This is a genomic window from Streptomyces sp. NPDC059668, assembly GCF_042734135.1.
Lineage (GTDB): Bacteria > Actinomycetota > Actinomycetes > Streptomycetales > Streptomycetaceae > Streptomyces.
Window position 1 is genome coordinate 39104 of sequence record NZ_JBHWEL010000054.1, and the last position, 26480, is coordinate 65583.

The 26480-nt window shown below is 71.4% G+C and carries 25 protein-coding genes; 4 read left to right on the forward strand and 21 right to left on the reverse strand.

Annotated features, from left to right (window positions below; translation table 11 throughout):
* Positions 1 to 137: 137 nt before the first annotated feature.
* From ACFV2J_RS30335 to ACFV2J_RS30350, 4 genes are all read right to left on the reverse strand, one after another.
* Entirely contained in the window at positions 138 to 1838 is a 1701-nt protein-coding gene (locus ACFV2J_RS30335; protein ID WP_385089087.1) for an NAD(P)/FAD-dependent oxidoreductase, read from the reverse strand.
* Between the two features lie 96 nt (positions 1839 to 1934).
* Positions 1935 to 3413 (reverse strand): FAD-dependent monooxygenase, encoded by a 1479-nt coding sequence (locus tag ACFV2J_RS30340; protein ID WP_385089090.1) that lies wholly within the window; start codon positions 3411 to 3413, stop codon positions 1935 to 1937.
* A 236-nt stretch (positions 3414 to 3649) separates the two neighbouring features.
* Complete coding sequence (locus ACFV2J_RS30345) at positions 3650 to 4045, reverse strand: pyridoxamine 5'-phosphate oxidase family protein (RefSeq protein ID WP_153289575.1); 396 nt, start codon at positions 4043 to 4045, stop codon at positions 3650 to 3652.
* A gap of 19 nt (positions 4046 to 4064) precedes the next feature.
* Entirely contained in the window at positions 4065 to 5555 is a 1491-nt protein-coding gene (locus tag ACFV2J_RS30350) for an MFS transporter (protein ID WP_385089092.1), read from the reverse strand.
* A 137-nt stretch (positions 5556 to 5692) separates the two neighbouring features.
* Between ACFV2J_RS30350 and ACFV2J_RS30355 the strand changes: the two genes are divergently transcribed.
* Entirely contained in the window at positions 5693 to 6178 is a 486-nt protein-coding gene (locus tag ACFV2J_RS30355; protein ID WP_385089095.1) for a winged helix-turn-helix transcriptional regulator, read from the forward strand.
* Between the two features lie 43 nt (positions 6179 to 6221).
* On the opposite strand, the gene ACFV2J_RS30360 is transcribed toward ACFV2J_RS30355, so the two are convergent.
* The 3 genes from ACFV2J_RS30360 to ACFV2J_RS30370 all read right to left on the reverse strand — a co-directional run bounded on the left by ACFV2J_RS30360 (position 6222) and on the right by ACFV2J_RS30370 (position 8814).
* Positions 6222 to 6758: a flavin reductase family protein gene (locus ACFV2J_RS30360; protein ID WP_385089098.1), complete on the reverse strand. Its 537-nt coding sequence runs from the start codon at positions 6756 to 6758 to the stop codon at positions 6222 to 6224.
* A gap of 233 nt (positions 6759 to 6991) precedes the next feature.
* The gene (locus ACFV2J_RS30365; protein ID WP_385441615.1) at positions 6992 to 8371 is read right to left on the reverse strand and encodes a cation:proton antiporter; all 1380 of its coding nucleotides are present in this window, start codon (positions 8369 to 8371) and stop codon (positions 6992 to 6994) included.
* Positions 8368 to 8814, reverse strand: a complete 447-nt coding sequence (locus ACFV2J_RS30370; RefSeq protein WP_385441618.1) for a nuclear transport factor 2 family protein — start codon at positions 8812 to 8814, stop codon at positions 8368 to 8370. Before ACFV2J_RS30370 ends, ACFV2J_RS30365 begins: the two co-directional genes overlap by 4 nt.
* Positions 8815 to 9027: 213 nt before the next feature.
* Between ACFV2J_RS30370 and ACFV2J_RS30375 the strand changes: the two genes are divergently transcribed.
* The 3 genes from ACFV2J_RS30375 to ACFV2J_RS30385 all read left to right on the forward strand — a co-directional run bounded on the left by ACFV2J_RS30375 (position 9028) and on the right by ACFV2J_RS30385 (position 11836).
* Positions 9028 to 9723 (forward strand): antibiotic biosynthesis monooxygenase family protein, encoded by a 696-nt coding sequence (locus ACFV2J_RS30375; protein ID WP_385083088.1) that lies wholly within the window; start codon positions 9028 to 9030, stop codon positions 9721 to 9723.
* A 320-nt stretch (positions 9724 to 10043) separates the two neighbouring features.
* Positions 10044 to 11033 carry an aromatase/cyclase gene (locus ACFV2J_RS30380; RefSeq protein ID WP_385083090.1) on the forward strand — a complete coding sequence of 330 codons (990 nt, stop codon included), beginning with the start codon at positions 10044 to 10046 and terminating at the stop codon, positions 11031 to 11033.
* Positions 11030 to 11836, forward strand: a complete 807-nt coding sequence (locus ACFV2J_RS30385; RefSeq protein ID WP_385083091.1) for a 4'-phosphopantetheinyl transferase family protein — start codon at positions 11030 to 11032, stop codon at positions 11834 to 11836. The genes ACFV2J_RS30380 and ACFV2J_RS30385 overlap by 4 nt, the downstream gene beginning before the upstream one ends.
* 143 nt (positions 11837 to 11979) lie before the next feature.
* On the opposite strand, the gene ACFV2J_RS30390 is transcribed toward ACFV2J_RS30385, so the two are convergent.
* The 14 genes from ACFV2J_RS30390 to ACFV2J_RS30455 all read right to left on the reverse strand — a co-directional run.
* Complete coding sequence (locus ACFV2J_RS30390; protein ID WP_385083092.1) at positions 11980 to 12222, reverse strand: acyl-CoA carboxylase subunit epsilon; 243 nt, start codon at positions 12220 to 12222, stop codon at positions 11980 to 11982.
* Positions 12223 to 12253: 31 nt separating this feature from the next.
* On the reverse strand, positions 12254 to 13822 hold the full coding sequence (locus ACFV2J_RS30395; protein ID WP_385083093.1) for an acyl-CoA carboxylase subunit beta: 1569 nt from the start codon (positions 13820 to 13822) through the stop codon (positions 12254 to 12256).
* 58 nt (positions 13823 to 13880) lie between these two features.
* Positions 13881 to 14186 carry an acyl carrier protein gene (locus tag ACFV2J_RS30400; RefSeq protein WP_385083094.1) on the reverse strand — a complete coding sequence of 102 codons (306 nt, stop codon included), beginning with the start codon at positions 14184 to 14186 and terminating at the stop codon, positions 13881 to 13883.
* On the reverse strand, positions 14183 to 15487 hold the full coding sequence (locus tag ACFV2J_RS30405; RefSeq protein WP_385083096.1) for an MFS transporter: 1305 nt from the start codon (positions 15485 to 15487) through the stop codon (positions 14183 to 14185). The genes ACFV2J_RS30400 and ACFV2J_RS30405 overlap by 4 nt, the downstream gene beginning before the upstream one ends.
* 4 nt (positions 15488 to 15491) lie before the next feature.
* Positions 15492 to 16379: an alpha/beta hydrolase gene (locus ACFV2J_RS30410; RefSeq protein WP_385083134.1), complete on the reverse strand. Its 888-nt coding sequence runs from the start codon at positions 16377 to 16379 to the stop codon at positions 15492 to 15494.
* A gap of 184 nt (positions 16380 to 16563) precedes the next feature.
* On the reverse strand, positions 16564 to 18039 hold the full coding sequence (locus tag ACFV2J_RS30415) for an FAD-dependent monooxygenase (protein ID WP_385083097.1): 1476 nt from the start codon (positions 18037 to 18039) through the stop codon (positions 16564 to 16566).
* A gap of 141 nt (positions 18040 to 18180) precedes the next feature.
* A complete protein-coding gene (locus ACFV2J_RS30420) occupies positions 18181 to 19893 on the reverse strand; it encodes an FAD-dependent monooxygenase (RefSeq protein WP_385083098.1) in 1713 nt (570 codons plus the stop codon).
* 2 nt (positions 19894 to 19895) lie between these two features.
* The gene (locus ACFV2J_RS30425) at positions 19896 to 20831 is read right to left on the reverse strand and encodes an aromatase/cyclase (protein ID WP_385083100.1); all 936 of its coding nucleotides are present in this window, start codon (positions 20829 to 20831) and stop codon (positions 19896 to 19898) included.
* 71 nt (positions 20832 to 20902) lie between these two features.
* On the reverse strand, positions 20903 to 21688 hold the full coding sequence (gene fabG / locus ACFV2J_RS30430) for a 3-oxoacyl-ACP reductase FabG (protein WP_385083101.1): 786 nt from the start codon (positions 21686 to 21688) through the stop codon (positions 20903 to 20905).
* Between the two features lie 134 nt (positions 21689 to 21822).
* Positions 21823 to 22098, reverse strand: coding sequence for an acyl carrier protein (locus ACFV2J_RS30435; protein ID WP_385083102.1), 276 nt, complete (start codon positions 22096 to 22098; stop codon positions 21823 to 21825).
* A 217-nt stretch (positions 22099 to 22315) separates the two neighbouring features.
* Positions 22316 to 23530 (reverse strand): ketosynthase chain-length factor, encoded by a 1215-nt coding sequence (locus ACFV2J_RS30440; protein ID WP_385097120.1) that lies wholly within the window; start codon positions 23528 to 23530, stop codon positions 22316 to 22318.
* Complete coding sequence (locus ACFV2J_RS30445; protein WP_385097117.1) at positions 23527 to 24798, reverse strand: beta-ketoacyl-[acyl-carrier-protein] synthase family protein; 1272 nt, start codon at positions 24796 to 24798, stop codon at positions 23527 to 23529. The genes ACFV2J_RS30440 and ACFV2J_RS30445 overlap by 4 nt, the downstream gene beginning before the upstream one ends.
* Positions 24795 to 25124 (reverse strand): TcmI family type II polyketide cyclase, encoded by a 330-nt coding sequence (locus tag ACFV2J_RS30450; protein ID WP_385097114.1) that lies wholly within the window; start codon positions 25122 to 25124, stop codon positions 24795 to 24797. Before ACFV2J_RS30450 ends, ACFV2J_RS30445 begins: the two co-directional genes overlap by 4 nt.
* A 186-nt stretch (positions 25125 to 25310) precedes the next feature.
* Positions 25311 to 26480, reverse strand: a 1170-nt coding sequence (locus tag ACFV2J_RS30455) for a biotin/lipoyl-containing protein (protein ID WP_385441631.1), incomplete at its 5' end; no start/stop codon positions are given.

Genomic DNA, 26480 nt, shown 5'->3' on the forward strand with positions numbered 1-26480 from the left:
GGTGTCCTGGTGGGTGTACTCCGCCCGCGCCGCGGGGGCGCCGCGCCGGCGCCTCGGGGGGGGCGGCGGCCCCCCACCGCCCGCGGGGGGCGGGGCAAGGGACTCGGCGGGGCCGGCGGGGTCGGCCGCGGCCCGGGTCAGGAGACCTTGCGGCCCTTCATGCCCTGCTTGACGACTCCGGCGAGCATCGAACGGCCGAGGTCGCGCATCTCCTTGGGGCCGGAGGTGCTCGCCCACCACATGAACTTCATCATCGTGGGCGTGGTGGCCCGGAAGAACCGGAGGTCCTCGGGGCCCTTCCAGCCGAACGGGGTGTTGACCGACTCGCAGTCACGGATCGCCTCGAAGACGATGTCCGCGGCCTTGTCCCCGTCGATCTCGCCGGCCTCGTACCGTTCGCAGGTCTCGGCGGTGATGTCGAAGAGGACCTTGAAGGCGTGGCTGTCCGGCCACCACAGGCCCGTGTACGGCGCCTTCTCCATCTCCTTGAAGTGCCGGTCGTCGCCGTCGAGCTGGAAGTTCTGGCGCGCCATGATCTGCCGCATGGTGGCCGGGGTGGTGAAGCAGGCCCAGACCCGGAACACCGCGTTCCACAGCCGGAAGTGGCTGAAGGCGATGTACGAGCTGTTGACGATCTTGTCGTTGTACTCCAGGAGTCCCTGCTCCAGGCGCTCGACGTACTCGAAGCGCTCCTCGGTGAAGTCGTCCTCGCGCAGGGCGTCCAGGATCCGGTAGGCGAGCGCGTCGACGACCTCGAAGGTGTTGGACAGGCCGCGTGAGTACAGCGGGTCGATGAAGCCGGCCGCGTGCGACATCAGGCACCAGCGGGCGCCGATGGTGCGCTTGGAGGAGTACTGGATCCGGTCGGTGGAGACCCACTCACGGATCCGCTTGGCCCCGTCGAACTGCCGCTTCACCGCCGGGTACATGTCCAGGTAGTGGTTGAACTCCTGGTCGGGCGTCATGTCCTTCGGCTTCGGGTACAGCCGCTCGTCGAAGGTCAGACCGACACTGCAGGCCGGGTTCTTGGAGTCCTTGTAGTTGTCGAACGGGATGATCCAGAACCAGCCGCGCTCGATGAGGTGGTGCAGGGTGCCGCCGTGGAAGGGAGACTCGGCGGGCGGGCGGAGCGCCTCCGGGTAGTTGCACACGTCGTCGTACGGCTTGATGCCGACGTAGTGCGTGAAGAGCGAGCGCGCGTGGTGCTTGTGCCGGGGCGGGTTCTCGCGCAGGTCGAACTTCTCGGCCAGCGGGGAGCGGAAGCCGCTCGCGTCGATCAGGTACTTGGCGCGGAAGACCTCGCCGTTCCTGCCGGTGATCGTGACGCCGTCGTCGTCGACGTCCAGGTCGGTGGCGAACCAGTTCTGGCGCAGGGTGCAGCCGTACTTCGCGGCGACGTTCAGATAGTGCGAGTCGGTGTCCTGCCGGAAGAGGTGCACCGCCTCGGTGAGCATCTTCGGGATGACGAACATCGTCGCCTCGCGCGGGTCCGGTTCGCGGTTCGGCCGCTGCGTGACGAAGCCGAAGCTCTGCTTGCGGCCGTGCGTCGGGCCGATGTGCTCGGTGACCGCCTTCACGTCCAGCATGTGCTTGATCTCGGGGACGTCGTAGCGCACGGCCAGGATGTGCAGCCACTCGACGAGCTGCGGGTTCTGGGACTCGCCGACGGCGAACCGGGGGTGCTGCCCGGCGTCGATGAGCACCACGTCGGCGCCCTGGCGGGCCAGGATCGCTCCCATGATCGAGCCCGCGAGGCCCGACCCCAGGATGGCTACGTCGCATTCGGTCCACTCGGCGGCCTTGTCGGCCTTCTTCGCTTCCTCAGCCTTGGTGGGCAAGACCGCACTCCTCTTTCTCGTTTCACGGACGGGTCGGATGGGTGGCGCGCGTCCTACGGGGGTTCGGGTTCGACCGGTCGGGGGGCCGGGTGGGGCTCAGGCGGCGTCGCGGGGCTCGCCGAACCACCGCGCGAGCGCGTCGGTCAGTCCCTCGGCGGAGCCTTCGGCGCCGACCCAGGCGACATAGCCGTCGGGGCGTACGAGGAGGTCGGCGGCCGGCGCTCCGGCGTCGGGGCGGCGGGTCGCGGTGACGATGTCGACGCGGTCGGCCCAGCCGGCCGCGGCCTCGCGCAGCGCGGCGCTGTCGTGCAGGTCGAGCAGGACCGGACGGCCCGCGTGCAGCTGCTCGTAGGTGGTGGTCCTCTCGCCGCCGACCAGCAGGTCCTGGTCGGGCAGCCTGCGGCCGAGCAGCGGGTGGCCGCCCTCGACGGCTCCGTAGGTGATGTCGAGCCCGGTGACCAGACCGACGAGGTGACGCCGTACGTCCTCGATCCGGACCAGTTCGGCGAACAGGTCGCGCAGCGGCTGGGCCTCGGGGCCGCCCAGGTAGAGGGTGCGCTGGACCAGGGTGTTGTGGACGATGCGGGCGCCGACCGGGTGGCGCTCGGAGTGGTACGTGTCGAGCAGGCCCGCGGGGGCGTGGCCCTTGACGGCCGCGGCGAGCTTCCAGCCCAGGTTGACGACGTCGCCGACGCCCGCGCTGATGCCCTGGGCGCCGATCGGCAGGTGGATGTGGGCGGCGTCGCCGGCCAGGAAGACCCGGCCCTTGCGGTACTCGGCGGCGTGCCGGCTGGCGTCGGTGAAGTAGCTGGTCCACAGCGGCTGGGCGCCGCTGATGTCCTCGCCGGTGACCCGCTGGAAGGCGGCGGCCACCTCCTCGAAGGTGGGCGGCTCCTGGGTGGGACGGACGCCCGCGCCACGCTCGAAGACCACCACGCGGGTGGCGCCCGGGCCGAGCGGCAGGACGACGACCATGCCGGCCTCGCCGACCTCGCCGGTGGGGCGCAGCCGCAGCTGGACGCCGGCGACGTCGGCCATCTTCATCTCGATGGTGGCGCCGACCCCGGGGAAGTCGATCCCGGCCAGGTGGCGGACGGTGCTGCGGGCTCCGTCGCAGCCGACGACGTACGCGGCGCGCAGGGTCTCCACTCCCTCGGGGCCCGCGACCTCGATCCGGACGGCGTCCTCGTCCTGCGTCACGCCGATGACCTCGTGGCCCCGGCGGACGTCGGCGCCCAGGCCCACGGCCCACTTGTCGAGGATGGCCTCGGTGCGCGACTGCGGAACTCCGCGGACCCCGAAATTGCCGCCCTCGACAATGCGGTAGTCGATGGGAAGTCCGCCGAAATGGCCGCCGGGTATGGTCTCCAGCGGACCGAATTCCCCGAGAAGTCCACGCTGGCCGAATTCCTCGATCGTACGGGCCGAGAACCCCAGGGCGCGGGACTGCTGCATCGGCTGTTCCAGCCGGTCGAGCACGATGACCGAGAGACCCGAGAGGCGGAGTTCCCCTGCGAGCATGAGCCCGGAGGGTCCCGCACCGGCAACGATCACATCGGCATTGAAAGCGTCCATATTCCCTCTCCCGCTGGCGTTTTCTCCAGTATTCCGAGGGTTCCCGGGAAGCTGAATGGCCGCCGGTACAGAGCTCTGACAAGTTCTGACAAGTTCGTCAGAGGCCCGGCAGCTGCGGGGCGGTACCGGGTGCCTTCTACCGGGGGAGCATGCGAGAGGGTGCCGGAAGTGTCTTCCGGCACCCTCTCGTCCGCCCGGCACCACCGCCCGGTACGGGCGTGCGGTGCGGGACCGGTTCAGTACAGACCCATCACCCGGTCCACCGCGATCTCGATGACCGCCAGACCGGGCGGCTGCGGCGGCTGGGACCAGTACCGCTTGGCGTAGCGGCGCATCCCCTCCACCACCCGGGGCGGGTCGGTGGAGACGGTCGCCGGGCCCTCCAGGGTGATCCAGCGGGGCCCCACCAGCTGGCACACGGCGGCCCGGCCGCCGGCCGCGGCCAGCAGGTTGCGGGACTTGCGGCGGTGCACGGTGGTCATCACCCGGGCCAGGCCCGCCTCGCCGTCCCAGGTGAACCGTACGGGCGCCACGTGCGGTGTGCCGTCCGGGCGCAGGGTGGTCAGGGTGCACAGGGCGTTCTCGGCGAGGAACTCCTCCGCCGCGGCGGACAGGGGCAGTTGCTTGGACATGGCCGGGTCCGTTCTTCCGTCAGGCGTGCGCGGGCACGGCCGAGGACTGCTCGGAGGACTTGGTCAGCGGCAGCAGCACCAGGGTCACCAGGAAGGCGGCCGCGGCGAAGCAGGCACCGACGAGGAACGCGTCGTGGAAGACGGTCGTACGGGCGTCCTGGACCAGGGCCGGGACTCCGTGGGCCTTGGCCGTCAGCTCGTCGACGCGGCGGAAGGCGTAGGTCGCCGCGACGGCCAGGCCGAGCGCGCCGCCGACCTCCTGGGCGGTGTTGATGAGACCGGCGGCCAGACCCGACTCGCGCTCCTCGATCCCGGCGAACGCCGAGACCTGGAGCGGGACGAAGGACATGCCGAGCCCGAGGCCCATGAGGACGAAGGCGGGCAGCACGTCCGTCAGGTACGAGGCGTCGGACGGGGCGCGCCACAGGAGCATCATGCCGGTCGCGGCGAGTGCGAGACCGACCAGCAGGACGGGCTTGGCGGCGACCTTGGTGACGACCTGGGAGGCGATGCCGGCGCCGACGGCGGTGAGCACCGCGAGCGGCACGTAGGCGAAACCGGTCCTGACGGCGGAGTAGTCCAGGACCTGCTGCATGAAGAGGCTGGCGAAGAAGAACAGGGTCACGCAGGTGCCGAGCAGCAGGACGGCGATGACGTTGGCGGCGCGCAGCGAGGGGCGGCGGAAGACGCCGAGCGGCATCAGCGGCTCCTTGGCGCGGCGCTCGATCAGGACGAAGGAGACGAGCAGGAGCGCGGAGAGGACGAAGCCGCCGATGACCCGGCCGGTCGGGACGTCGGAGTCGGAGACCGTCTGGCCGAGGGTGAAGATCAGCGCGACCAGGCCGCCGGTGAGGGTGACGGCACCGGCGACGTCGAAGGACCTGCTGCGTTCGGCGGAGCGGCTCTCGCCGACGACCATCGGCGCGACCAGGGCGCCGATGATGCCGATCGGCACGTTGATGAAGAAGATCCAGCGCCAGCCGGGACCGTCGGTGAGCAGACCGCCGAGGGTGACGCCGGCGACGGCGGCGAGACCGCTGAGCGCGCCCCAGGCGCCGAGGGCCTTGTTGCGGGCCGGGCCCTCCTCGAAGTTGTTGGTCAGCAGGCTGAGCGCGGCGGTGGCGATGAACGCGGCGCCCAGGCCCTGCGCGCCGCGGGCGCCGATCAGCATCGCGGCGTTCTGGGAGACCCCGGCGAGCAGGGAGGCGCCGGCGAACAGGAGCAGGCCGGTCTGGAGCATCCGGCGGCGGCCGAGGGTGTCGGCGAGCCGGCCGGTCAGCAGCAGGAAGCCGCCCAGGAGCATGCCGTAGGTGGTGACCACGTACTGCAGCGCGGTCGTGGAGATGTTGAGTTCGTCCTCGATGGTCGGCAGGGCGACGTTCACGATCGAGACGTCGAGGAAGGTCATGAAGCCGGCCAGGCAGAGGAAGGCCAGGATGAGTCCGGGGCGGCGGACCGGCCCGGAGTCGCCCGCCACCGCGGGGCTGTGGGTGGACTCTTGGATGGACATGTCACTCCCTAGGAGCATGAGATTTCTCGGACGGGGACGTGCGGGGAGGTGCGGATATCGCTGGCTTCTCGGAAGCTAGCATCCCGAGTAAAGTAGGTACCTAGAGGAAAGTGACTTCCCGGAAGGTGATGATCTGTATGAAGAGCACCGCGGCCAGGAACGGCGGCGCGACACCCGGGGGTGCCGGGACCGTGGGCGACGGCGCCACCCCGGCTCCGGCCGGTCCCAAGGCCGCGCACGCGGCCGCGGCCGGTTCCCGGCAGCCCTGTCTGATCGAGCCGGTCCTCGACATCGTGTTCAGCCGCTGGACCACGCCGATCCTGTGGACGCTGAACGCCTTCGGAACCCAGCGCTTCGTGGAACTGCAGCGCAACATCGGCACCATCACGCCGAAGGTGCTGACCCAGCGGCTGCGTCAGCTGGAGCGCGACGGGCTGGTGATCCGCACGTACTTCCCCGAGGTACCGCCCCGGGTGGAGTACCAGATCAGCGACCTGGGACGGACCCTGGCACCGTTGTTCGCCTCGCTCACGGACTGGTCGACGGTCCACCTGCCGCTGGTCGAGCAGGCGCGGCAGGAGTTCGACACGGCGGAGGAGCAGGCCTCGGCCCGTCAGCACTGAGGCCGGGCCGCCCGCCCCGGCACCGCTCACGTCCGTCACCGGGTCACCGGCCCGGCAGGACCCGGTCGTCGCCGAGTTCCCGCATGGCGCCCTGGAAGAAGATCAGCGGGTCCTCCTCCCCGGCGGGCGCGCCGAGAGAGACGACCTCGCCCAGCAGGATGGTGTGGTCGCCGCCGTCGTACTCGGCGACCAGCCGGCACTCCAGATGCGCCAGCGCCTCACTGAGCACCGGCAGATCGTGGACCGACCCGTGGTGCGGCACCTCCTCGATCCGGGCGGTCCGCCGGCCCGCGAAGGCCCAGGCCACCGGCTCCTGCCGCTGCGTCAGGAAGTTCACGACGAAGCCGCCGGACTCCTGGACCACGGGCAGCAGCCGGGAGTTGTCGTGCAGGCAGATGAGCACCAGCGCCGGTTCCAGGGAGACCGAGGTGAAGGAGTTCACCGTGGCGCCCGCGGCGTTCTCGCCGCTGCCCGAGGTGATCACCGTGACACCGGTGGCGAAGTGTCCGCACACGGTGCGCAGCGCACGGCCGTCGACCGGACCGAGCTGCTCGGGGATGGCTTGCGAAACGGGTATCACGACAGCCCTCTCGTTCTCGGATACGGGTTACGGGTTACGGGTTACGGGTTACGGGTTACGGGTTACGGGTTACGGAGATACGCGCACGCTTCGGACCGGGTGCGCGGGATGCGGGCCGCCGGGGACCCCAGCGGCTCGGGAGCCCCGGCCGGGCGGAGGCCGGGACGCGGAGGTCGGGTACGTGAGCGGCCGGAGCGTGCGGGTCGGGTGCGTCGAGGTCGGGCGCACGAGCCTCAGCCGCGTGGCCGGATGAAGTCCCCGGCGGCTTCCGGGCCGTAGGCGGCCGGCTCCTCGGACGCCCTGGATGTCCCGGACACCTCGCGCGCCTCCGCCGTCTGCGACGACTCGGACACCTGGGCCGCCACCGGACGGCGCCGGGACAGCAGCGGTCCCGCCATCGCCGTCGTGACGAGCGCCATGATCACGAGCATGGTGAACATGCGTCCGTCGAGCACACCGAGGCTCACCGCCGCGTTGAGGATGATGAGTTCGGTCAGACCCCGGGTGTTCATCAGCAGCCCCAGGTCCTTCGCCTCCCGCCAGGAGAACCCGGCCAGCCGCGCCGGAAGGATCGCGCCGACCAGCTTGCCGGCGCAGGCCACCACGATGATCGCGACGAGCGCGACGAGATCGCCGGAGGTGAGCGCGCCGAGGTCCACGCCGAGCCCGGTGACGATGAAGAAGACCGGGAGCAGTACGACGCTGACGTGGTCCATGGGCTTGCGCAGATGCTCGGCCAGGACCATCGCGGGTTCACGGGGCATCACGAACCCGAACAGGAAGGCCCCGAAGATGGCGTGGATGCCGATCCAGGTGGTCAGCCAGGCCGAGGTCAGGGCGCCCGCGCAGAGCACCGCGAGCAACGCCGACCACCGTTCGGTGGCGGCCCAGCGCCAGACCAGACGGGCCACCAGCGGCCGCACGACCAGGAGCATCCCCACGACGTAGGCGGCGCTCCAGAGCCCGATGCGGGCGAGGTCGGAGTAGTCGCCGTTCGCCGTGACGAGGGCGGAGACATACGCCAGCAGGCACCAGGCGAGCAGGTCGTCGATGGCGGCGCTGGCCAGCGAGAGCGAGCCGGCGCGGGTGTCCAGCAGCTTGTTCTCGGTGAGGATGCGCGCCAGTACCGGGAAGGCGGTCACCGACATCGCGGTGCCGATGAAGGTGGCGAACGCGACGAAGGAGATGTGGTGCCCGGCCACGGTGGCGTGCTCGTCGTAGAGGAACGGGGCGAGCGCCACCCCCAGGCCGAACGCCATCGCGATCGACGACAGCGAGACACCCGCGGCGAGCCGCGCGTGCGGCCGGATCAGCCGCTTCTCGAACTCCCAGCCGACCACGAACATGAACAGGATCAGGCCGACCTGGGAGACCGCGGACAGCAACGGCCGGACGTCGGCGGGAAAGAGACGCTCGGTCGGGTTTCCCGGCAGCAGCCCGAGGACGCTGGGGCCGAGCAGGATGCCCGCGATGATCTCACCGACGACCACCGGCTGGCGCAGCCTCTGCGCCAGCCGGCCGAGCGCGGCGCCCGCCACGAGCACCACCCCGATGTCGGCGAGCATGACCGCGAGCTTCATGTCCTGGGCGCTGGCCGCTGCCAGAGTCGTCATCGGGGCTCCTGGGGTCGGGGCGGGGTGCCGCGGCTCCACAGCACGCGAAAGGTCAGGGAGGAGAGCCGCCAGCCCTCGGCGGCACGGCGCGCCTCACCGGTGGCGAGGGTGCCGACCTGGAACAGGGGCTCGTCGGCCGCACCGGGGTGGTGGACGTGCGTCGAGACGAGGTTCGCGCGCAGGGTGGCCCGCTCACCGTCGCCGTCGAGGGCGACGAACGCGGGTGATCCCAGGTGCTGGGTGGCGGCGAAGGCCGTCAGCGCGTCACGGTGGTAGCCGGCGAGTCCTTCGAGACCTTCGTGCCGGCTCATGGGGAACTCGACCAGGGCGTCCTTCGTGAAGAGCCCCCGCGCCCACGCGTCGTCGAGTTCGTCGTCGTCGAGACCGATGAGGTACCGGTCCAGGAGAGTGGCTATCTCTGATTCTTCCGGGCCTGACTGCATTACCCGAGCATGGCGCCCGCGCCAATCGGCGACCAAGGCCGTTTTTCACAGCTCTGACGAAGTTGAGAAAGATCTGACACCCCCCTCGAACAATTGACAAATGAGCCGTCATTCCTGAACCGCGGAGCCTTTCACATGGGCGGATCCGCTTGCCATGCTGCATTCGTACCTCCATTCGCAACTCACCTTTCCTCGAACGGAAGAGACGAGAGAATGCCGAAGATCGCAGCCGATGGTCAGCACCTGACCGTTCTCAACCTGTTCTCGACCGACGCCGCCGAGAAGCAGGTCAAGCTGCTCGCCGCGATGCGCCAGATCGTCGACACGGCGGCCTATGAGGGCTGGATATCCAGCACGGTGCACGCCGGGCAGGACAAGCCGGGAACGGCCAACTTCATCCAGTGGCGCAGCACCGAGGACCTGGAAAGCCGTTACGCGGGCGAGGAGTTCAAGCACCGCACACTGCCGCTCTTCGGCGAGATCACCACCTCGATCCGTCTGCTCCAGAACGAGATCGCCTTCACCCAGCAGAAGCCGGAGCTGGGCGGTGTCACGGAGATCTCCCCGGACCGTGACGACTACACGTCCATCGAACTGTTCGGCGTGCTGCCGGCCGACCAGGAGGACCTGATCGACGCTCTGGGCGAGTCCCAGACGTGGCTGGCCGACGTCCCCGGCTACCGGACCCACACGGTCCTGCGCGGCCTGCGTGCCCGCGGTATCGACGGCAAGTTCGTCGTCGTCTACTCCCAGTGGGACAGCAAGGAGGCGTACGACGCCTTCCGTTCCGTGCCGCAGGGGGAGCGCTCCCCGGAGCGCCAGAAGGTCGACGCGCGCGTCGCCGCGCTCCAGACCTGGCAGGACGAGAACACCTACCGGGTCGTGCACACCCGCGCCGCGGGCGAGTGAGCCACCCGGCGGCGGGCCGGCCGGGCGGCGGCCGACCCCCCGCCGGGTCGCGACAGCGCATCACCGGGTCCGGACAGCGCGCCACCGCGCGACAGGAGCCGGTCGCCGGTTTCACGTGAAACAACGCCCTTCCGCGCCACACGGCCGAAGGACGTCCACCAAGATCGCGCACGGACGCGGACACATGGGCGCGTTCCCACCCCACTGGCCGGCCGCTGCCGGGAATTCCCCCACCCGGCAGCGGCTTTTCCGTCCGGCACCGTTCCCGGTCCGCCCCGTCCCGTCCGCGCGCTCCACACCAGGACGAGGAGACAGCAAGCATGGAGCACCCGGGCATGCGCCAAGTCGCGCACGAGATCAACGTCGCGGTCCCGGCGGACACCGTCCACCGGCTGATCGCCGAGGTGGAGAACTGGCCCCGGATCTTCCCCTCGGTCATCCACGTCGCACACGAGGAGGCCCCCGAGGGCGAGGAACGGCTGCGGATCTGGGAAACCGCGCCGCCCGCGGAGAGCGGGCCCTCGACGGAGGGCGGACCCAGCACCGAGGGCGGGCTGCGCAGCCGGCCCCTGCGCCGGATCGTCGAACCCGCCGCTCTGCGGGTCAACTTCCAGCACCTGGTCACCGAGGCGCACGTCGCCGGGATCGGCGGCGCCTGGCTCGTCGAACCGCTCGGGGAGAACGCCTCCCGGGTAAGGCTGCTGCACGAGTTCCGGGCCGTGGGCGACACCCCCGAGGAACTGGACAGGATCGGTGCCGAGGTCGACCGCGGCGCCCGCGCGGAGCTCGCGGCGCTCAAGGAGAACGCCGAACGGGATGTCGCCGGTGCCGGGCTGACGTTCTCCTTCGAGGACACCGTCCTGGTCGACGGTTCGGCGAAGGACGTGTACGCCTTCATCAACGAAGCCGGCCTGTGGTCGCAGCGGCTGCCGCACGTGGCCACGGTCCGCCTGGAAGAGGACACCACAGGACTGCAGACCCTGGAGATGGACACCCGGGCCAAGGACGGCTCCGTCCACACCACCAAGTCCTACCGGGTGACCTTCCCCCACCGGCACATCGCCTACAAGCAGGTCACCCTCCCCGCACTGATGACCCTGCACACCGGCCACTGGACGTTCACCGACACCGACGAAGGCGTCACGGCCACCTCCCAGCACACCGTCACCCTCAACACCGCCACCATCGAGAACATCCTCGGCCCCGGAGCCACCACCACCGACGCCCGCGCATACGTCCACAACGCCCTCTCCACCAACAGCCGCGCCACCCTCACCCACGCCAAGGCCTACGCGGAAGGCCGCCGTTGATCCCGGAGGTGCGCCGGCTCTCGGTCGGGCGCGGGGAGTTGGACGTGTGGCTGCTGCCGCCGCCCGACTCGCCGCGCGACGTCCCGTACGACGAGCTCGACGCGTACGAGCGAGGAAGGGCCGACTCCTACCGCCGGCCCGACGACCGGCAGATGTACGCCGCGGCGCACGTGGGCCTGCGCCGGGTGCTGGCCGGATACACCGGTATCGAGCCCAGCCGGCTCAACCTCGCCGGCGAGCGGCACAAGGGCAACGGTGAACGGCACGGCCGGCCGGTGGTGCTCGGGGTGCCCGGCGGCGCACCCCAGTTCTCGCTCTCGCACAGCCACGGTCTGGCGATCGTGGTGGTGGCCGAGGCACGGGTGGGCGCCGACGTGCAGCGGCTGCCGTCGGCCGAGACCGTCGAGGTGTGTCTGCCGGCGCTGCACCCCTCCGAGCGGGAGGAGCTCGGGAAGCTGCCCGAGCACGAGCGGACCATGGCCTTCGGCCGGCTCTGGACGCGGAAGGAGGCGTATCTGAAGGGTCTGGGCACCGGGCTGACGCGCGGCGCCGACCTCGACTACCTCGGCGAGGCCGGACTCGCCGAGCGGCCGACGGGCTGGGTGGTGGGCAACCTCCCGCTCTGCTCCACCCATATCGCCGCGGTGGCCCTGGCCGGTGCCGGGGACCGGCCGGTCGCCGTGCGCGCGGTGCCCACCGCGTATCTGTACGCCCCGGACGCGGTCGCCCGCCTGGTGCGGATGGAACCGGGGCTGCGTTCCATGCTCCGGGATCCCGCCGAGCACGGGGATCTCGAACGCTGAGACCGCACCTCGCGGAACCGGGGGGATCCATGTGACCGGCCACCACCGGCCCGCGGATCCCCCCGGTCCCGCACAGCCGAAGGGCCGGAGAGTTCCTGGGAACCCTCCGGCCCTTCCGTCTGCTCCACCCCCGTCCGATCCGCTCAGGCCGCCGCTCGCCAGGTGCGCGGACCGTCGTAGCCGGTGACCCGCTCGGGGCGCCGCCACAGGGCGACGACCTGGTGCCTGCGGGCGAGATCGTCCGGTACGACGCCGGGGCCGGCGGTCACCGCCATGAGCACGGCGGTCAGGGCGGCCAGTTCCTCCGCCGAGGGGCTACCGCGCTCGATCCGGAAAAGCGGACCGGCCACGGGGTCGGTGTCGGTATCGGGGTGCTGTGCGGTCATGGATCCTCCCTCACTCACTCTTCGGGGCCGCTCACTGAGGCGGGTTGCCGTGCTTGCGGCGGGGCAGTTCGGCATGCTTGGCGACGAGCATCGACAGCGAACGGGCCAGGACCGCCCGGGTCTCGCGCGGATCGATGACGTCATCGACCAGCCCACGTTCGGCGGCGTAGTAAGGGTGGACCAACTCCCTCTTGTATTGGTCGATTTTCTCTCTACGCATCGCGTCGGAGTCGTCCGCGGCCGCGATCTCCCGACGGAAGACGACGTTGGCGGCGCCCTCCGCTCCCATGACCGCGATCTCGTTCGTCGGCCAGGCCAGCGCGATGTCGGCACCGATGGACCGGGAGTCCATCACGATGTACGCGCCGCCGTACGCCTTGCGCAGCACCACGGAGACCCGCGGCACGGTCGCGTTGCAGTACGCGTACAGGAGCTTCGCGCCGCGCCGGATGATGCCCTCGTGCTCCTGGTCCACGCCCGGCAGGAACCCGGGTACGTCGACCAGTGTGACCAGCGGGATGTTGAAGGAGTCGCAGAACTGGACGAACCGCGCCGCCTTCTCGCTCGCCTTGATGTCCAGCACACCCGCCATGGCCGCCGGCTGGTTGGCGACGATCCCCACGGTGTGGCCGTCCACCCGGGACAGCGCGCAGACGATGTTCGGCGCCCAGCCCGCGTGCACCTCCACGAAGTCGCCGTCGTCCACGAGTTCCTCGACGACCGCCCGCATGTCGTACGAACGGTTCCCGTCGTGCGGCACCAGGTCCAGCAGCACGTCACCGGACCGGTCGCCCGGGTCGCCGCTGACGTGACGGGGTGGCAGCTCACGGTTGTTGGACGGCAGCAGCGACAGCAGATAGCGCACCTCGGCGAGGCAGCTCTCCTCGTCGTCGTGCACGAAGTGGGCCACCCCGGAGACCTCGCCGTGGACGTCGGCGCCCCCGAGCCCGTTCTGGCTGATCTCCTCCCCGGTGACCGCGCGGACCACGTCGGGCCCGGTGATGAACATCTGTGAGATGTCACGGACGGCGAAGACGAAGTCGGTCAGGGCGGGCGAGTACGCGGCACCGCCCGCGCACGGGCCCAGCATCACGCTGATCTGCGGGATCACCCCACTCGCCCGGGTGTTGCGCTGGAAGATGCCGCCGTAGCCGGCCAGCGCGGAGACGCCCTCCTGGATCCGGGCGCCCGCACCGTCGTTGAGCGACACCAGGGGCGCTCCGGCGGCGATGGCCATGTCCATGATTTTGTGGATCTTGCAGGCGTGGGCCTCGCCGAGCGCGCCGCCGAAGACGCGGAAGTCGTGCGCGTAGACGAAGACGGTCCGGCCCTCGACCGTGCCCCAGCCGGTGATCACACCGTCGCCGTAGGGCTTCCTGGCCTCCAGGCCGAAGCCGGTGGCCCGGTGCCGGCGCAGCGGTTCGACCTCCTGGAAGCTGCCCTTGTCCAGCAGCAGCTCGATGCGCTCGTGTGCGGTCAGCTTGCCCTTGGCGTGCTGGCGTTCGGTGGCCTTGGGGTCCTGTCCGGCACGGGCGGTGTTCTTGCGTTCGGCCAGCTCCGTCAGTCGGCCGTCGAGTTCCATGGGTATCGCGGGCTCCATCTGGGGATCTCCCCTTCACATGTCTTGAGAGGTCTGAGAAGGACTGGACACGGGTCGGTCAGCGGGCGAGCAGCGCCGTCAGCTCGCCGACGGTGCTCTCCCGCAGCACCTCGGCGGGCACCTCGGCATCGAGGGCGCGCCGGATCCGGCGCCCCAGGTGCAGGGCGTCGAGCGGGTCGAGGCCCTGGCCGCGCAGCGACAGTGCGGGCGAGAGCCGGTGGCCCGGCGGGACGGCGAGCAGGTCGTGCAGTTCGAGCCGGAGGCAGTGGCCGATGGCACCGGCCCGCTCGTCAGGGGTCATGGCGCGCAGGGCGACCGGGTCGGGAAGCCGGTCGAGCCAACTGCACGGGTTCTTGTCGCTCATGGGGCTGCCTTTCGTGAGGGGGGCCGGGCCCGGCGGAGTGCCGGTCGTGGCCGGTGACTGTTCAGGAGACGGCGTGTCCGCCCCGCGAGCAGCACCGCGAGCGCCGCCGTCGACGAGGCGATCCCTCCCACGTAGAGGCCGGAGCGCGCACCGTGCCGGACGGTGAGCCAGCCCACGAGGAGAGCACCGAGCGGGGTGAGTCCTTGCAGGATGAGCGTGTAGAGCGCCATCACCCGGCCGCGGTAGGCGGGGTCGCTGCCCAACTGGATGCGGTGGTTGGCGGCCTGGGCGAAGTAGAGGGTGGCGAAGCCGGTCAGGAACAGCAGGACGGCCGCCCACGCGTAGGTGGGCGACCAGCCGGCCGCGGTCTCCAGGAGCCCGAAGGCGAGCGCGGAGCCGGTGACGGTACGGGCCGCCGGGCGGCCGCCGCGGGCGGTGGTGGCGAACGCGGCGAGCAGCGAACCGGCCGCGAACACCGTGGTCAGCAGCCCGAACGTGGTGGCGCCCGCGTGGAAGACGGACCTGGCGAGCAGCGGCAGGGTGAGCTGGAAGGTGAAGCCGAACAGGCCGACGACCGCGACCAGCGCCAGCGGGACGAACAGATCGGGGCGCCCGCGTACGTACCGCAGCCCGTCGATCACCCGGGCGCCGCGCTCCGGCGCGGGTGCCCTCAGCAGTTCCCCGGGGCGCATCAGGCGCAGCGCCGTCACGGTGGCGAGATAGCTGGCCGCGTTGCACAGCATCGCCGGCCCCGCGCCCACCGCGGCGATGAGCAGCCCGGCGAGGGCGGGTCCCACCACACGGGCGGTGTTGAAATAGGCGGCGCTCAGCGCGGACGCGTTGGGCAGCAGGTCGGCGCCGACCATCTCGCCGACGAAGGCCATCCGGGCGGGCACCTCGACCGCGTTGACGATGCCCAGGGCCGGCGCGAAGAGGTACAGGTGCCACAGCTGGACGGAGTCGGCCAGCGCGAGCGCGGCGAGCGCCAGCGCGAGGACGCCGGAGACGAGGTTGGCGAGGGTGAGCAGCAGCCGCTTGTCATGACGGTCGGCGAGCCGGCCCCCGTACAGCGTGAACAGCAGCAGCGGGGTGAACTGGAGCGCCGTCATCACGCCCAGGGCGGCGCCGGAGTCCCCCGTGAGGGAGAGCACCAGCCAGTCCTGGGCGGTGACCATCATCCAGGTGCCCGCGACGGACACCACCTGGCCGGCCGCGAAGAGGCGGAAGTTGCGCACGGCCAGCGACCGGAACGGCGCACGGTCCGTGCCGGTCCCGTAGCCGGCCCCGCGAGTCGTCGTCATGACGTCAGGGGGTGACGGACGGGCTCGCGGTCCGGCGCGCGAGGCACTGCTCGAAGAACGCGAAGGCGCGCAGATGGTACGTACGGGCGGCCCAGCCCAGGCTGATGTTGTGCCCCGCGCCGGGCTGGCGGTCGACGGAGGCGGACGGCGCCGAGGCGAAGTGCGCGGCCAGGTCGGCGACCGTGTCCTCGTCGTGGTGCCACCACAGTTCCTGCTCGGCGAAGGTCAGCCGTACCGGGACCTGCACCGCCGCCGCGGCGACCGGGAACCGGCGCGGCCACTGCACGGCCTCGGCCCGCTCGCGCGGGGGCATGGGCGCGACCATCGCCTCCGCCTCGCGGAAGGTGTTCGGCGGGTAGAAGCGCAGGGCGCCCCAGTTCCGTTTCCAGTTCCGGTGCTGGTGCGGGTCGGGCCCGTTGCCCGGGTCGACCACGTAGTCGCGGCCGAGCCCGGAGATGTCGAGTCCGAGCAGCGGCGGGACGGCCGGATCCGGGTCGCCGGCCTGGCAGGCCGCGTACGTCAGCGCCAGCTTGCCGCCGAAGGAGTGCGCGAGCAGGAACACCCCGGCGCCCGTCTCGGCGCGCGCGGCCAGATGCCGCAGCGCCGCGTGCAGCGCACCGGCCTGCTCGGCCAGGGTCTGCCCGCCCGGGGCGTCCGCGGCGGACAGTCCGTAACCGGGCCGGTCGACGGCGACCACGGTGTAGCCGAGCCGGGCGCCGAGGGCGAGCAGTGAGACGTCGGGGTGGGCCTGCCCGTCGAAGTAGGCCGCGCTCATCCCTCCGCCGTGCACCGCGAGGACGGTCGCCCGCGGCGGCCCGGCCGGCTGGGCGATCAGCGCGGAGAGCGTGACGTCACCGGCCTGGAGCGCGACGGGACGGACGCCCGGGGACATGGCCGAGCCCGGCACGGACGAACCGGGTACGGACGGGCCGGGTAGAGACGGGCCGGATACGGACGAGGGGATGGTCTCGGCCGTGGGAACGCTCACTGGGTTACTTCCTCTCGTGGTCGTGCTCTGGTGTGCGGGCTCCGGTGGTCACCGGGACGCGGCCCGCCGTCGGCAGGGGCGCCGGATCTCAACCGCCCTCGGGGCCGCCGAACCAGCGGTGCAGCGCGGCGGACAGCTCCGCCGTACCGGTGTCCGCCCAGGCGACATAGCCGTCGGGACGGACCAGCAGCGCGGTGGCGCCGCCGAAGGCCGCCGGGTCCCGCGGGGTACCGGTGACGACGGTGACGCGGTCCTTCCAGCGGGCCGCGGCCTCGCGCAGCACGGAGTCGTCGGCGAAGTCGAGCAGCAGACCCTGGGCGGGGTGCAGCAGTTCGGGCGTACGGACCTCGCCCGCGGCGGTGTCCAGCGCACGCGGCGGCAGCCGGCGGCCGACCAGCGGATGTCCGCCGTCCCCGAGGTCGTAGCGGACGTCGAGGTGGCTGACCACACCGGCGAGATGGCGCTTGACGCTGTCGAGGCCGATGAGCTCGGCGAACAGGTCGCGCAGCGGCTGGGACTCGGGGCCGCCGAGGAAGACCGTGCCCTGGGCCCTGGTGTTCATGAGCAGTCGTGCGCCGACCGCGTGGCGTTCGTCGTGGTAGGTGTCCAGCAGACCCAGGGGAGCCAGGCCCCGCACGGTCGCGGCCAGTTTCCAGCCGAGGTTGACCGCGTCCTGGACCCCGGTGCTCAGTCCCTGGCCGCCGGCCGGGAGATGGATGTGCGCGGCGTCGCCCACGAGCAGCACCCGGCCGCGCCGGTACTCGGTGACCTGCCGGGTGGCGTCCGTGAAGGAGCTGACCCAGTCGGCGCCCCCGCCGGAGATGTCCTCACCCGTCAACCGCAGCCAGGCCGCCGCCACTTCGGAGAACTCCGGGGTCTCGCTGCGGTCGGCCGGCGGGGTGCCGTGCTCGCAGACGATGATCCGGTCCACGCCCTCCTTCAGCGGCGCGGCCATCACCATGCCGCCGGGCAGCCGCTCGCCCAGGAAGCGGGGCCTGACCTGACAGCCCACCACGTCGGCGAGGTACATGCCCCTGGTGGCGGGGGTGCCGGGGAAGTCGAAACCCGCGGCCCTGCGCACCGGGCTGTGTCCACCGTCGGCACCCACCAGATAGGGGGCGCGCAGCGTGCGTTCCCCGGCGGACGTGGCCAGCGTGACGGTGACCCCGTCCCCGTCCTGCTCCAGCGCCCGGAACTCCCAGCCCCGCCGGATGTCGGCGCCCAGGTCGCGGGCCCACTCCTCCAGCACCGCCTCCGTCCGGGACTGCGGGACCCCACGGGCCCCGAAGTGGGCGTCCTCCAGCACGGTGTAGTCGAACTGCACCCCGCCGAAGTGGCCCATCGGGCTCTTCTCCAGGCCGCCGAAGCGCGGGACCAGGCCGCGCTGGTCGAACGACTCCATCGCGCGGGCGGTGAACCCGAGCCCGCGCGACTGTCCGGTGGGCCGCTCCAGCCGCTCGGCGACGATGACGTCGGCCCCGCCCAGCCGCAGCTCCCCGGCCAGCATCAGTCCGGCCGGGCCGGCGCCGACGACGATGACGTCCGCGTCCCTCTGCGCGTCCATGGGTGTCCTTTCCTCGCGCGCGCGGGCGCGCTTCGCATCGGTGGGTGGCGTGTGCGGTTCCTCGTGTGCGTGTACGTGTACGTGTGCGGATGCGAGCCGGTGGGGGCCGCCGGGGTCCGCGTTACGGTCGTACGGTCGCGTTCAGTCGCCGCCGGCCGGGAAGCCGAACCAGCGGGTCAGGGCCCCGGACAGGCCGTCCGGACGCGGACCGGCCCAGGCCACATGGCCGTCGGGGCGTACGAGAAGGGCCTGGCCCGCGGGGATCGGACCCCCGGCCTCGGGAGGGCCGGCCACGAAGTCGACCCGGTCCGACCAGGGCTCCACCGCCGCGCGCAGCGCCGCGGCACCGTCCCCGTGTCCGTGTCCGTTCCCGTTCCCGCTCCCGTCCAGGGACAGCAGCAGCCCGCGACCGGTGCGCAACAGCTCGGTCGTACGGCGCCGCGTTCCGTCTTCCGTGGGCACCAGCCACGCGTCCGGCAGCCGCCGTCCGAGCAGCGGGTGTCCGAGCAGCGGGTGTCCGGCGGCCGGATCACCGGAAGGGATCCCGGCGCCGAGGGCGGTGTCGGCCCCGAAGCCGCGGCCTCCCACCGCTCCCGCGTCACCCCCGTCGCCCTCGACGCCCGTGCCGACGGTGCGGTCCGGGTCGTCCGGGTCGTCCGTGAGACCTCCGACGTCGTACCGGATACCGAGGCCGCTGATCATCCCGGCCAGGTGCCGGCGTACGCCGTCCACGGCGAGGAGTTCGGTGAGCAGGGAACGGGCCGGTTCGACCTCCGGACCGCCGAGCAGCAGCTCGACCTGGGCCCGGATGTTGGCGAGGACCTGACGGCCCACGGTGTGGCGCTCGGTGTCATAGGTGTCGAGAAGTTCCTCGGGGGCGCTGCCGCGCACCACCGCGGCGAGCTTCCAGCCGAGGTTGAAGGCGTCCTGGACACCCAGGTTGAGGGCCTGTCCACCACTCGGCATCTGCCGGTGCGCCGCGTCCCCGGCGAACAGGACACGGCCGTGCCGGTAGCGCGCGAGCTGCCGGTTGGCGTCCCCGAACGCGTTGACCCACAACGGGGTCCCCTGGCTGATGTCCTCGCCCGTGACGCGCTTCCACACATCGGTGACCTCGGTGAAGTCCGGTTCGCCGCCCCCGCGTTCGGTCACAGGCCGGCCGAACTCGTGGACCATCACCCGGGTCACCCCGTCCCGGGTGGCGGCGATGGCGAGCCCGTGCCGAAGACGCTCGAAGCGCCGGTCGGCGACGCTGATGCCGGAGACGTCCGCCCGCAGCAGCTCACGCCTGGCGTCCTGCCCGGGGAAGGGGGCCCGGATCAGCCGCCGTACGGTGCTGTCCTCGCCGTCGCAGCCGACCAGGTAGCGGGCCCGGATACGGACCGGACCGTAGGGGCCGATGGTCTCGGCCTCCACGCCCCGGGCCGTGCCGTCCGCCCCGTCCGTCACGGTCAGGGACAGCAGCTGGTGCCGGCGCCACAGATCGGCGCCGAGGTCGGCCGCCCGGCGCTGCAACAGCTCCTCGGTGCGGGTCTGGGCCACCTTCCACTGCCCCGGGTACGGGCCGGGCAGCGTCAGGTCGAGGGGTACGCCGCCGAAGTGGCCGCGCGGCTCGCACGGCGGCGTGCCGAGTTCGTCCAGCAGTCCGCGCGAGTCGAGGATCTCCATGGTGCGGGCGTGCAGCGTGGAGGCCCGTGACTCGGTGGTCGGGCCGGGGCGCTGGTCGACGACGACCACCTCGGCGCCGCCCAGCCTCAGCTCGGTGGCGAGCATCAGACCGGCGGGGCCCGCTCCGACCACGAGGACGTCGGTGTCCAGGCCGGCCGTGTCGGTGTCCTGATGGTCCGTCGTCATCGTCAACGCCTGTTCTCTGCGTAGGCCTTGGCGTGGGTGAGGGTGGCGCGGCTGTTGGTGGAGAGGGCGTTGTGGACGTAGGCGCGGGCGTCGGTGGTGGTGGCTCCGGGGCCGAGGACGTTCTCGATGGTGGCGGTGTTGAGGGTGACGGTGTGCTGGGAGGTGGCCGTGACGCCTTCGTCGGTGTCGGTGAACGTCCAGTGGCCGGTGTGCAGGGTCATCAGTGCGGGGAGGGTGACCTGCTTGTAGGCGATGTGCCGGTGGGGGAAGGTCACCCGGTAGGACTTGGTGGTGTGGATGGAACCGTCCTTGGCCCGGGTGTCCATCTCCAGGGTCTGCAGGCCTGTGGTGTCCTCTTCCAGGCGGACCGTGGCCACGTGCGGCAGCCGCTGCGACCACAGGCCGGCCTCGTTGATGAACGCGTACACGTCCTTCGCCGAACCGTCGACCAGGACGGTGTCCTCGAAGGAGAACGTCACCTCCTCCGCGGCGTGCGCGAACTCGACGTTCTCCTTCAGCGCGGCCAGCTCGGAGCGGCTGTTCCTGTCGACCGCCCGGTCGATCCAGAGCAGGTCGTGCGGGTCGTCGTCGACCGCGCGGTAGTCGTGCAGCAGCCGCACCCGGGAGGCGTCCCCGCCGAGCGGCTCGATGATCCAGGTCCCGCCCATCTCCGCGACCGGCGGGGCGGGTATCTCCTGGCGGAAGGTGATCCGCAGGCCCTCGGGGTCCAGCTCGCGGCGCGACGTCCAGTTCTTCGCCTCGCCGTTGGCCGTGGCCCAGATCCGTATCCGCTCCTCGGAGCCGTCCCGCTCGACCTGCTCGACGTGGATGGTGGGCGGGAAGATCCGCGGCCAGTTGGTGACCTCCGCCAGCAGCCGGTACACGGCCGGTGCGGGCGCGGCGATCGTGATCTCGTGCTCTACCTCACGGGTCGTCATGACGCTTTCTTCTCCATGGCTGGGTACGGGCTGCCGGTGGGGGAGCCTGCGGGTGGGGTGGCGGGGGCCGCTCAGAAGTTGCCGAGTCCGCCGCAGACGTTGATGGCCTGCGCGGTGACCGAGGCGGCCGTGTCGGAGGCGAGGTAGGCGACCATGCCGGCCACCTCCTCCGGAGTGGAGTAGCGCCCGAGCGGGATCTTCGCCTGGAACTTCTCGAGGATGGCGTCCTCCGAGGTGTCGTAGGCGGCGGCGTACCCGGCGCGCACGCGCTGGGCCATCGGCGTCTCGACGTAGCCGGGGCAGACGGCGTTCACGGTGATGCCGGTGGGGGCCAGCTCGTTGCCGAGGGCCTTGGTGAAGCCGACCACTCCGTGCTTGGACGCGGAGTAGGGGGCGCCCAGGACCACGCCCTGCTTGCCCGCCGTGGAGGCGATGTTGATGATCCGGCCGCGGCTCCTGTGGCGCATGCCGCCCGTGTTGAGCACCTCCCGGGTCAGCCGGAAGACGCTGTTGAGGTTGGTGTCGATGACATCGGTCCACAGCTCGTCGTCGATGTCGGCCGTGACACCGCCGCCGGACCGGCCGGCGTTGTTGACCAGGACGTCGACGGTGCCGAAGCGGTCGACGGCGGCCCGCACGAAGGCGGCGGCCGAGGCCGGGTCGCGGACATCGAGCACACTGCCGTCCGCCTCGACCCCCTCGTCCTGGAGTGTCTTGACCGTCTCGGCGACGTTGTCGGCGTTGCGCGCGCCGATGAACACCCGGTGACCGGCGGCGGCCAGCGCACGGGCGGACGCGAGACCGATGCCGCTGGTGGCCCCGGTGATGAGGGCGACCCGCTTCTCCAGCGTTGACATGTTCTTCCTCTCCCTGTGGCGTGGGGACTGCTGCGGCGGGCCCGGGCCGGACGAGGCCCCGCTCGGATGCGGCGCGAGAAGGCCCCGCTCGGATACGGCGAAAGGTTTCGTCCGGCCCGGGAAAGCCGTCGGGGTCAGGCGGCGGCGGGCTCGTCGGCGCCGAACTGCTGGTTCACGGCCTCGATGAGGGCGCGCGGGGTGTCGGCGTCGGTCAGCAGGTCCTCGTCGAGGACGATCCCGTACTCGCGCTCGATGCGGCTGCCGGTCTCCAGCAGGGCCAGCGACTCGTAGCCGAGGACTTCGAACGGCTCGTCGAGGATGTCGCCGTCGAGGTCGACGCCCTCGTCGACGCCCGCGCCCTCCAGCAGGATGCGGCGCAGGTCGTCCAAGGTGAATTCCGTAGTGGACACGTGGGTTCCTTCCCAGGTCGAGATGGATCGGTCGGGCGGTGGATCGGTCGGGCGGGCAGGCGGTGGGTCGGTCGGTCGAGTGGCGGACCGGTCGAGTGGCGGACCGTTCGGGCGATCGGGCGTTCGGACGGGAGGACCGGTCACCGAAGAGGCGGAGCCGCGACGAGGCCCGCGGCCACGAGTCCGGTCCGGTCCGGTCCGGACCGGACCGGACCGGTCAGTCGACGGCGCGGACGACGACGGCCGAGTTGAAGCCGCCGTAGCCACGGGCCAGGACCAGCGCGGTACGCACCTGGGCGGGCCGCGACTGGGTGAGGACCAGGTCGAGTCCGTACTCCTCGTCGGGGTCGACGTGCACCGTCGGGGGGATCAGTCCCTCCTCCACGGCGAGCAGGGCGGTGGCGATGTCGAGCGGGGCCGCGCCGGAGTACAGCCGGCCGGTCATCGTCTTGGGCGCGGTGACCGGGACGCCCCGGACGCCGAAGACCGCGGAGATCGCCTCGGCCTCGATCCGGTCCAGCTCCGGCACGCCGGCCGCGTCCGCGAAGACCACGTCGACGTCCCCGGGTGCCGTGTCCGCGTCGGCGAGGGCGAGTTCGATCGCCTTGCGCAGACCGGGCTCGCGGTCGCTGCCCGGCCGTGGGTCGAACGTCGAGCCGTAGCCCGCGATCTCGCCGTAGATCCGGGCGCCGCGCGCACACGCCGACTCGGCCGACTCCATGATCAGGATGGCGCCGCCCTCGCCCGGCACATGGCCGGACGCGTCGGCGTCGAAGGGCAGGTAGGCGCGGGTCGGTTCGTCACTGGTGCTCAGCCGGCCACCGGCCATCTGCGCCACCCAGCCCCACGGGCAGATCGACGCGTCGACACCCCCGGAGACGATCATCGGGGTGCCCTTGCGGATGAGCCGCCGGCCGTGCGCCACCGCGTCGAGACCGCCGGCCTCGTCGCTGACGATGACGCCGCTGGGACCCTTCAACCCGTTGCGGATGGAGATCTGGCCGCTGTTGACGGCGTAGAACCAGGCGAAGGACTGGTAGGCGGAGACGTACTGGCTGCCCTGGCTCCACAGCTTCTCCAGCTCGCCCTGGCCGAACTCGAAGCCGCCCGAGGAACTGGCCGTGACGACGCCCATGTCGTACTGCGGCAGTTCCGCGGGGTCGATCCCCGCGTCGGCGAGCGCCCAGTCGGCGGCGACCAGCGCCATCCGCGTCATGTGATCGGTCTGCGGCAGCAGCCGGCTCGGCAGCACGTCCTCGGCGACGAAGCCCGGCACCTCGCCCGCCAGGGTCGACGGATAGGACGACGGGTCGAAGCGGGTGACCCGCCCGATGCCGTTCTTTCCGGTCCGGGTGGCGGCCCAATAGTCCTGTGTGCCCAGTCCGTTGGGGGCGGCGATGCCCAGACCGGTCACTACCACCGAGGTGGTCATGCCACGCTCCTCTCGGGACGCGCCAGCACCATGGCGCTCTGGAATCCCCCGAAGCCGCTGCCGACCGTGAGCACCGCGTCGGTGAGCTGCTCCCGGGCGACCAGCGGCACGTAGTCGAGGTCGCACTTGGGGTCGGGGGTGGTCAGGTTGGCCGTGGGCGGCACGACGTGGTTCTCCATCGCCAGCGCGGACGCGGCGATCTCGATGGAACCGATCGCGCCGAGCGAGTGCCCGACCATCGACTTGATCGAGCTGACCGGGGTCCGGTAGGCGTGGTCGCCCAGGCTGCGCTTGAACGCCTCGGTCTCGTGGCGGTCGTTCTGCTTGGTGCCCGAGCCGTGCGCGTTGATGTAGTCGATCCCGGTCGGGTTCATCCTCGCCTCGTCCAGCGCGGTCGTGATGGCCTCGGCCATCTCCGCGCCGTCCGGCCGCAGACCCGTCATGTGGTACGCGTTCGAGCGCGTCGCGTACCCGGCGATCTCGGCGTAGATGTGCGCGCCGCGCCGCCGGGCGCTCTCCAGCTCCTCCAGGACGAACACCGCGGCACCCTCCCCGAGGACGAACCCGTTGCGGGTCCCGTCGAAGGGGCGCGAGGCCCGCTCGGGGTCGTCGTCCCTGGGCGTCGTCGCCTTGATCGCGTCGAAGCACGCCATCGTGATCGGCGAGATCGGGGCGTCGGACGAACCCGTGATCATGACGTCGGCCGAGCCCTCGCGGAGCAGCTCGACGGCGTGGCCGACCGAGTCGATGCCGGACGTGCAGCCCGTGGAGACCACCGTGCTGGGACCCTGCGCGCCCACCGCCCAGGCGACCTCGGCCGCGAAGGAGCTCGGGACCAGGTAGTTGTACAGATGCGGGGTGGTGTACGCGTGGTCCACCAGGCGCAGCCGGCCGCCGTCGCTGACGACGTTGTACTCCTCGTCGAGACCCATGGTGGCGCCGACGGCGCTGCCGATGGTGACGCCCACCCGGTAGGGGTCGTGGGCGTCGAGGTCGATGCCGCTGTCGGCGACCGCGCCGCGGGCGGCGACCACCGCGAACTGCGCGGCGCGGTCCATCCGGCGGATCTCCTGCGGGCTCAGCCCGTGCTCCGCGGGGTCGAAGTCGATCTCCGCGGCGACCCGTGAGCGGAACGGGCTGGGATCGAAGAAGCTGATGCGGCGGGTGGCCGTACGGCCCTCGCTCAGCAGGTTCCAGAAGTTCTTCGCCCCGACACCGCCGGGGGCCAGCACCTCTATGCCGGTGATGACGACTCGTCGGGCGGTCACGCGGACGCCTCCCAGTTGTAGAAGCGCGTGGCCATCGCGTCGGCCGGGGAGCGCCAGGTGGCCGGGTCGTACGCCTCGATGAACGGCTTCAGGTCCTCACTGATCTGTACGAAGCGCGCGTCGTGCCGGGCGTGCTGGATCAGCTCGCCGCCGTTGTCCGCGTCGAAGTCCTGGAGGTGGAAGTAAAGACCCCGGTACTGGAAGAGCTGGCGCCGGCGCGTTCCCATGCGGTGCGGCATTTCCGTGTCGTCGAAATCACCGAAAATCTTCGCCACGTCGACGCTCGACCCGGGTTCCATCCGAGCCACAATCAGCGTGCTGTACATACGTTTCCCTCTCCTCGGGGCCCACCACACGACAGTTGACGAAAGCTCGTATTCAGTATCTGGGGCGGTAGGTGCGGTTTCAATGTTCCCTGTGTCAGGTAATTGTCAGACCTGGTCAGAATTCCGCAGGAAATTACGGGGGACCGCACGGTTCCCTGGCGAATTCGCCGAGAATCCGCTCATGAATCAGTTGGTGATGTCACACATGGGGGCACCGGAGGTGACGGACGCGCCGACCTCCGCGCTCAGGCCCTTGACGGTGCCGGAGCGGTGGGCGTTGAGGGGCTGTTCCATCTTCATGGCCTCCAGGACGACGATGAGATCGCCCTCCTGGACCTCCTGGCCCTCCTCGACCGCGACCTTGACGATCGTGCCCTGCATCGGCGAGGCGAGCGTGTCGCCCGAAGCGACCGGGCCGGACCTGCGGGTCGCCCGGCGCTTCGGCCTGACACCCGTGGCGAGCCCGGTGCGGGCGGCCGACGAGCCGAGCGAGGACGGCAGCGACACCTCGAGACGCCTGCCGCCGACCTCGACCACGACGGAATCGCGGCCCGGCCCGTCCTCGGCGTCCGCGTCGGCGAGGGCCGTGAAGGCGGGGATCTCGTTGACGAACCCGGTCTCGATCCAGCGGGTGTGGACCGTGAACGGGTCCGCGGAACCGGTCAGCTCGGGGGCGAACGCCGGATCGCGCACGACCGCGCGGTGGAAGGGCAGGGCGGTGGCCATCCCGCCGACCTCGAACTCGTCGAGGGCACGGGCGGCCCGCTGGAGCGCCTCCTCGCGGGTACGGCCGGTCACGATCAGCTTGGCGAGCAGGGAGTCCCAGGCCGGACCGATCACACTGCCGCACTGCACGCCGGCGTCGAGGCGGACGCCGGGGCCGGAGGGCGGGGCGAAGGTGGTGACGGTGCCGGGGGCGGGCAGGAAGCCGCGGCCGGGGTCCTCGCCGTTGATACGGAACTCGAAGGAGTGGCCGCGCAGTTCGGGGTCGCCGTAGCCGAGTTCCTGGCCGTCGGCGATGCGGAACATCTCCCGGACCAGGTCGATGCCGGCAACCTCCTCGGTGACCGGGTGCTCGACCTGAAGACGGGTGTTGACCTCCAGGAAGGAGATCGTGCCGTCCATGCCGACGAGGAACTCCACGGTGCCCGCGCCGACGTAGCCGGCCTCCTTGAGGATCGCCTTGGACGACGCGTACAACTCGGCGACCTGCGCGTCCGACAGGAACGGCGCCGGAGCCTCCTCCACCAGCTTCTGGTGGCGGCGCTGCAGCGAGCAGTCCCGGGTGGAGACCACGACCACGTTGCCGTGGGTGTCGGCCAGGCACTGCGTCTCCACGTGGCGGGGCTTGTCGAG

Coding starts and splice junctions, on each gene's coding strand:
- ACFV2J_RS30425 (WP_385083100.1), bottom strand. CDS start 20,831: ATGACGACCCGTGAGGTAGAGCACGAGATCACGATCGCCGCGCCCGCA.
- ACFV2J_RS30340 (WP_385089090.1), bottom strand. CDS start 3,413: ATGGACGCTTTCAATGCCGATGTGATCGTTGCCGGTGCGGGACCCTCC.
- ACFV2J_RS30370 (WP_385441618.1), bottom strand. CDS start 8,814: ATGCAGTCAGGCCCGGAAGAATCAGAGATAGCCACTCTCCTGGACCGG.
- ACFV2J_RS30390 (WP_385083092.1), bottom strand. CDS start 12,222: ATGACCGCACAGCACCCCGATACCGACACCGACCCCGTGGCCGGTCCG.
- ACFV2J_RS30450 (WP_385097114.1), bottom strand. CDS start 25,124: ATGTACAGCACGCTGATTGTGGCTCGGATGGAACCCGGGTCGAGCGTC.
- ACFV2J_RS30365 (WP_385441615.1), bottom strand. CDS start 8,371: ATGACGACTCTGGCAGCGGCCAGCGCCCAGGACATGAAGCTCGCGGTC.
- ACFV2J_RS30405 (WP_385083096.1), bottom strand. CDS start 15,487: ATGACGACGACTCGCGGGGCCGGCTACGGGACCGGCACGGACCGTGCG.
- ACFV2J_RS30400 (WP_385083094.1), bottom strand. CDS start 14,186: ATGAGCGACAAGAACCCGTGCAGTTGGCTCGACCGGCTTCCCGACCCG.
- ACFV2J_RS30415 (WP_385083097.1), bottom strand. CDS start 18,039: ATGGACGCGCAGAGGGACGCGGACGTCATCGTCGTCGGCGCCGGCCCG.
- ACFV2J_RS30440 (WP_385097120.1), bottom strand. CDS start 23,530: ATGACCACCTCGGTGGTAGTGACCGGTCTGGGCATCGCCGCCCCCAAC.
- ACFV2J_RS30345 (WP_153289575.1), bottom strand. CDS start 4,045: ATGTCCAAGCAACTGCCCCTGTCCGCCGCGGCGGAGGAGTTCCTCGCC.
- ACFV2J_RS30350 (WP_385089092.1), bottom strand. CDS start 5,555: ATGTCCATCCAAGAGTCCACCCACAGCCCCGCGGTGGCGGGCGACTCC.
- fabG (WP_385083101.1), bottom strand. CDS start 21,688: ATGTCAACGCTGGAGAAGCGGGTCGCCCTCATCACCGGGGCCACCAGC.
- ACFV2J_RS30380 (WP_385083090.1), top strand. CDS start 10,044: ATGGAGCACCCGGGCATGCGCCAAGTCGCGCACGAGATCAACGTCGCG.
- ACFV2J_RS30375 (WP_385083088.1), top strand. CDS start 9,028: ATGCCGAAGATCGCAGCCGATGGTCAGCACCTGACCGTTCTCAACCTG.
- ACFV2J_RS30395 (WP_385083093.1), bottom strand. CDS start 13,822: ATGGAGCCCGCGATACCCATGGAACTCGACGGCCGACTGACGGAGCTG.
- ACFV2J_RS30420 (WP_385083098.1), bottom strand. CDS start 19,893: ATGACGACGGACCATCAGGACACCGACACGGCCGGCCTGGACACCGAC.
- ACFV2J_RS30355 (WP_385089095.1), top strand. CDS start 5,693: ATGAAGAGCACCGCGGCCAGGAACGGCGGCGCGACACCCGGGGGTGCC.
- ACFV2J_RS30410 (WP_385083134.1), bottom strand. CDS start 16,379: ATGTCCCCGGGCGTCCGTCCCGTCGCGCTCCAGGCCGGTGACGTCACG.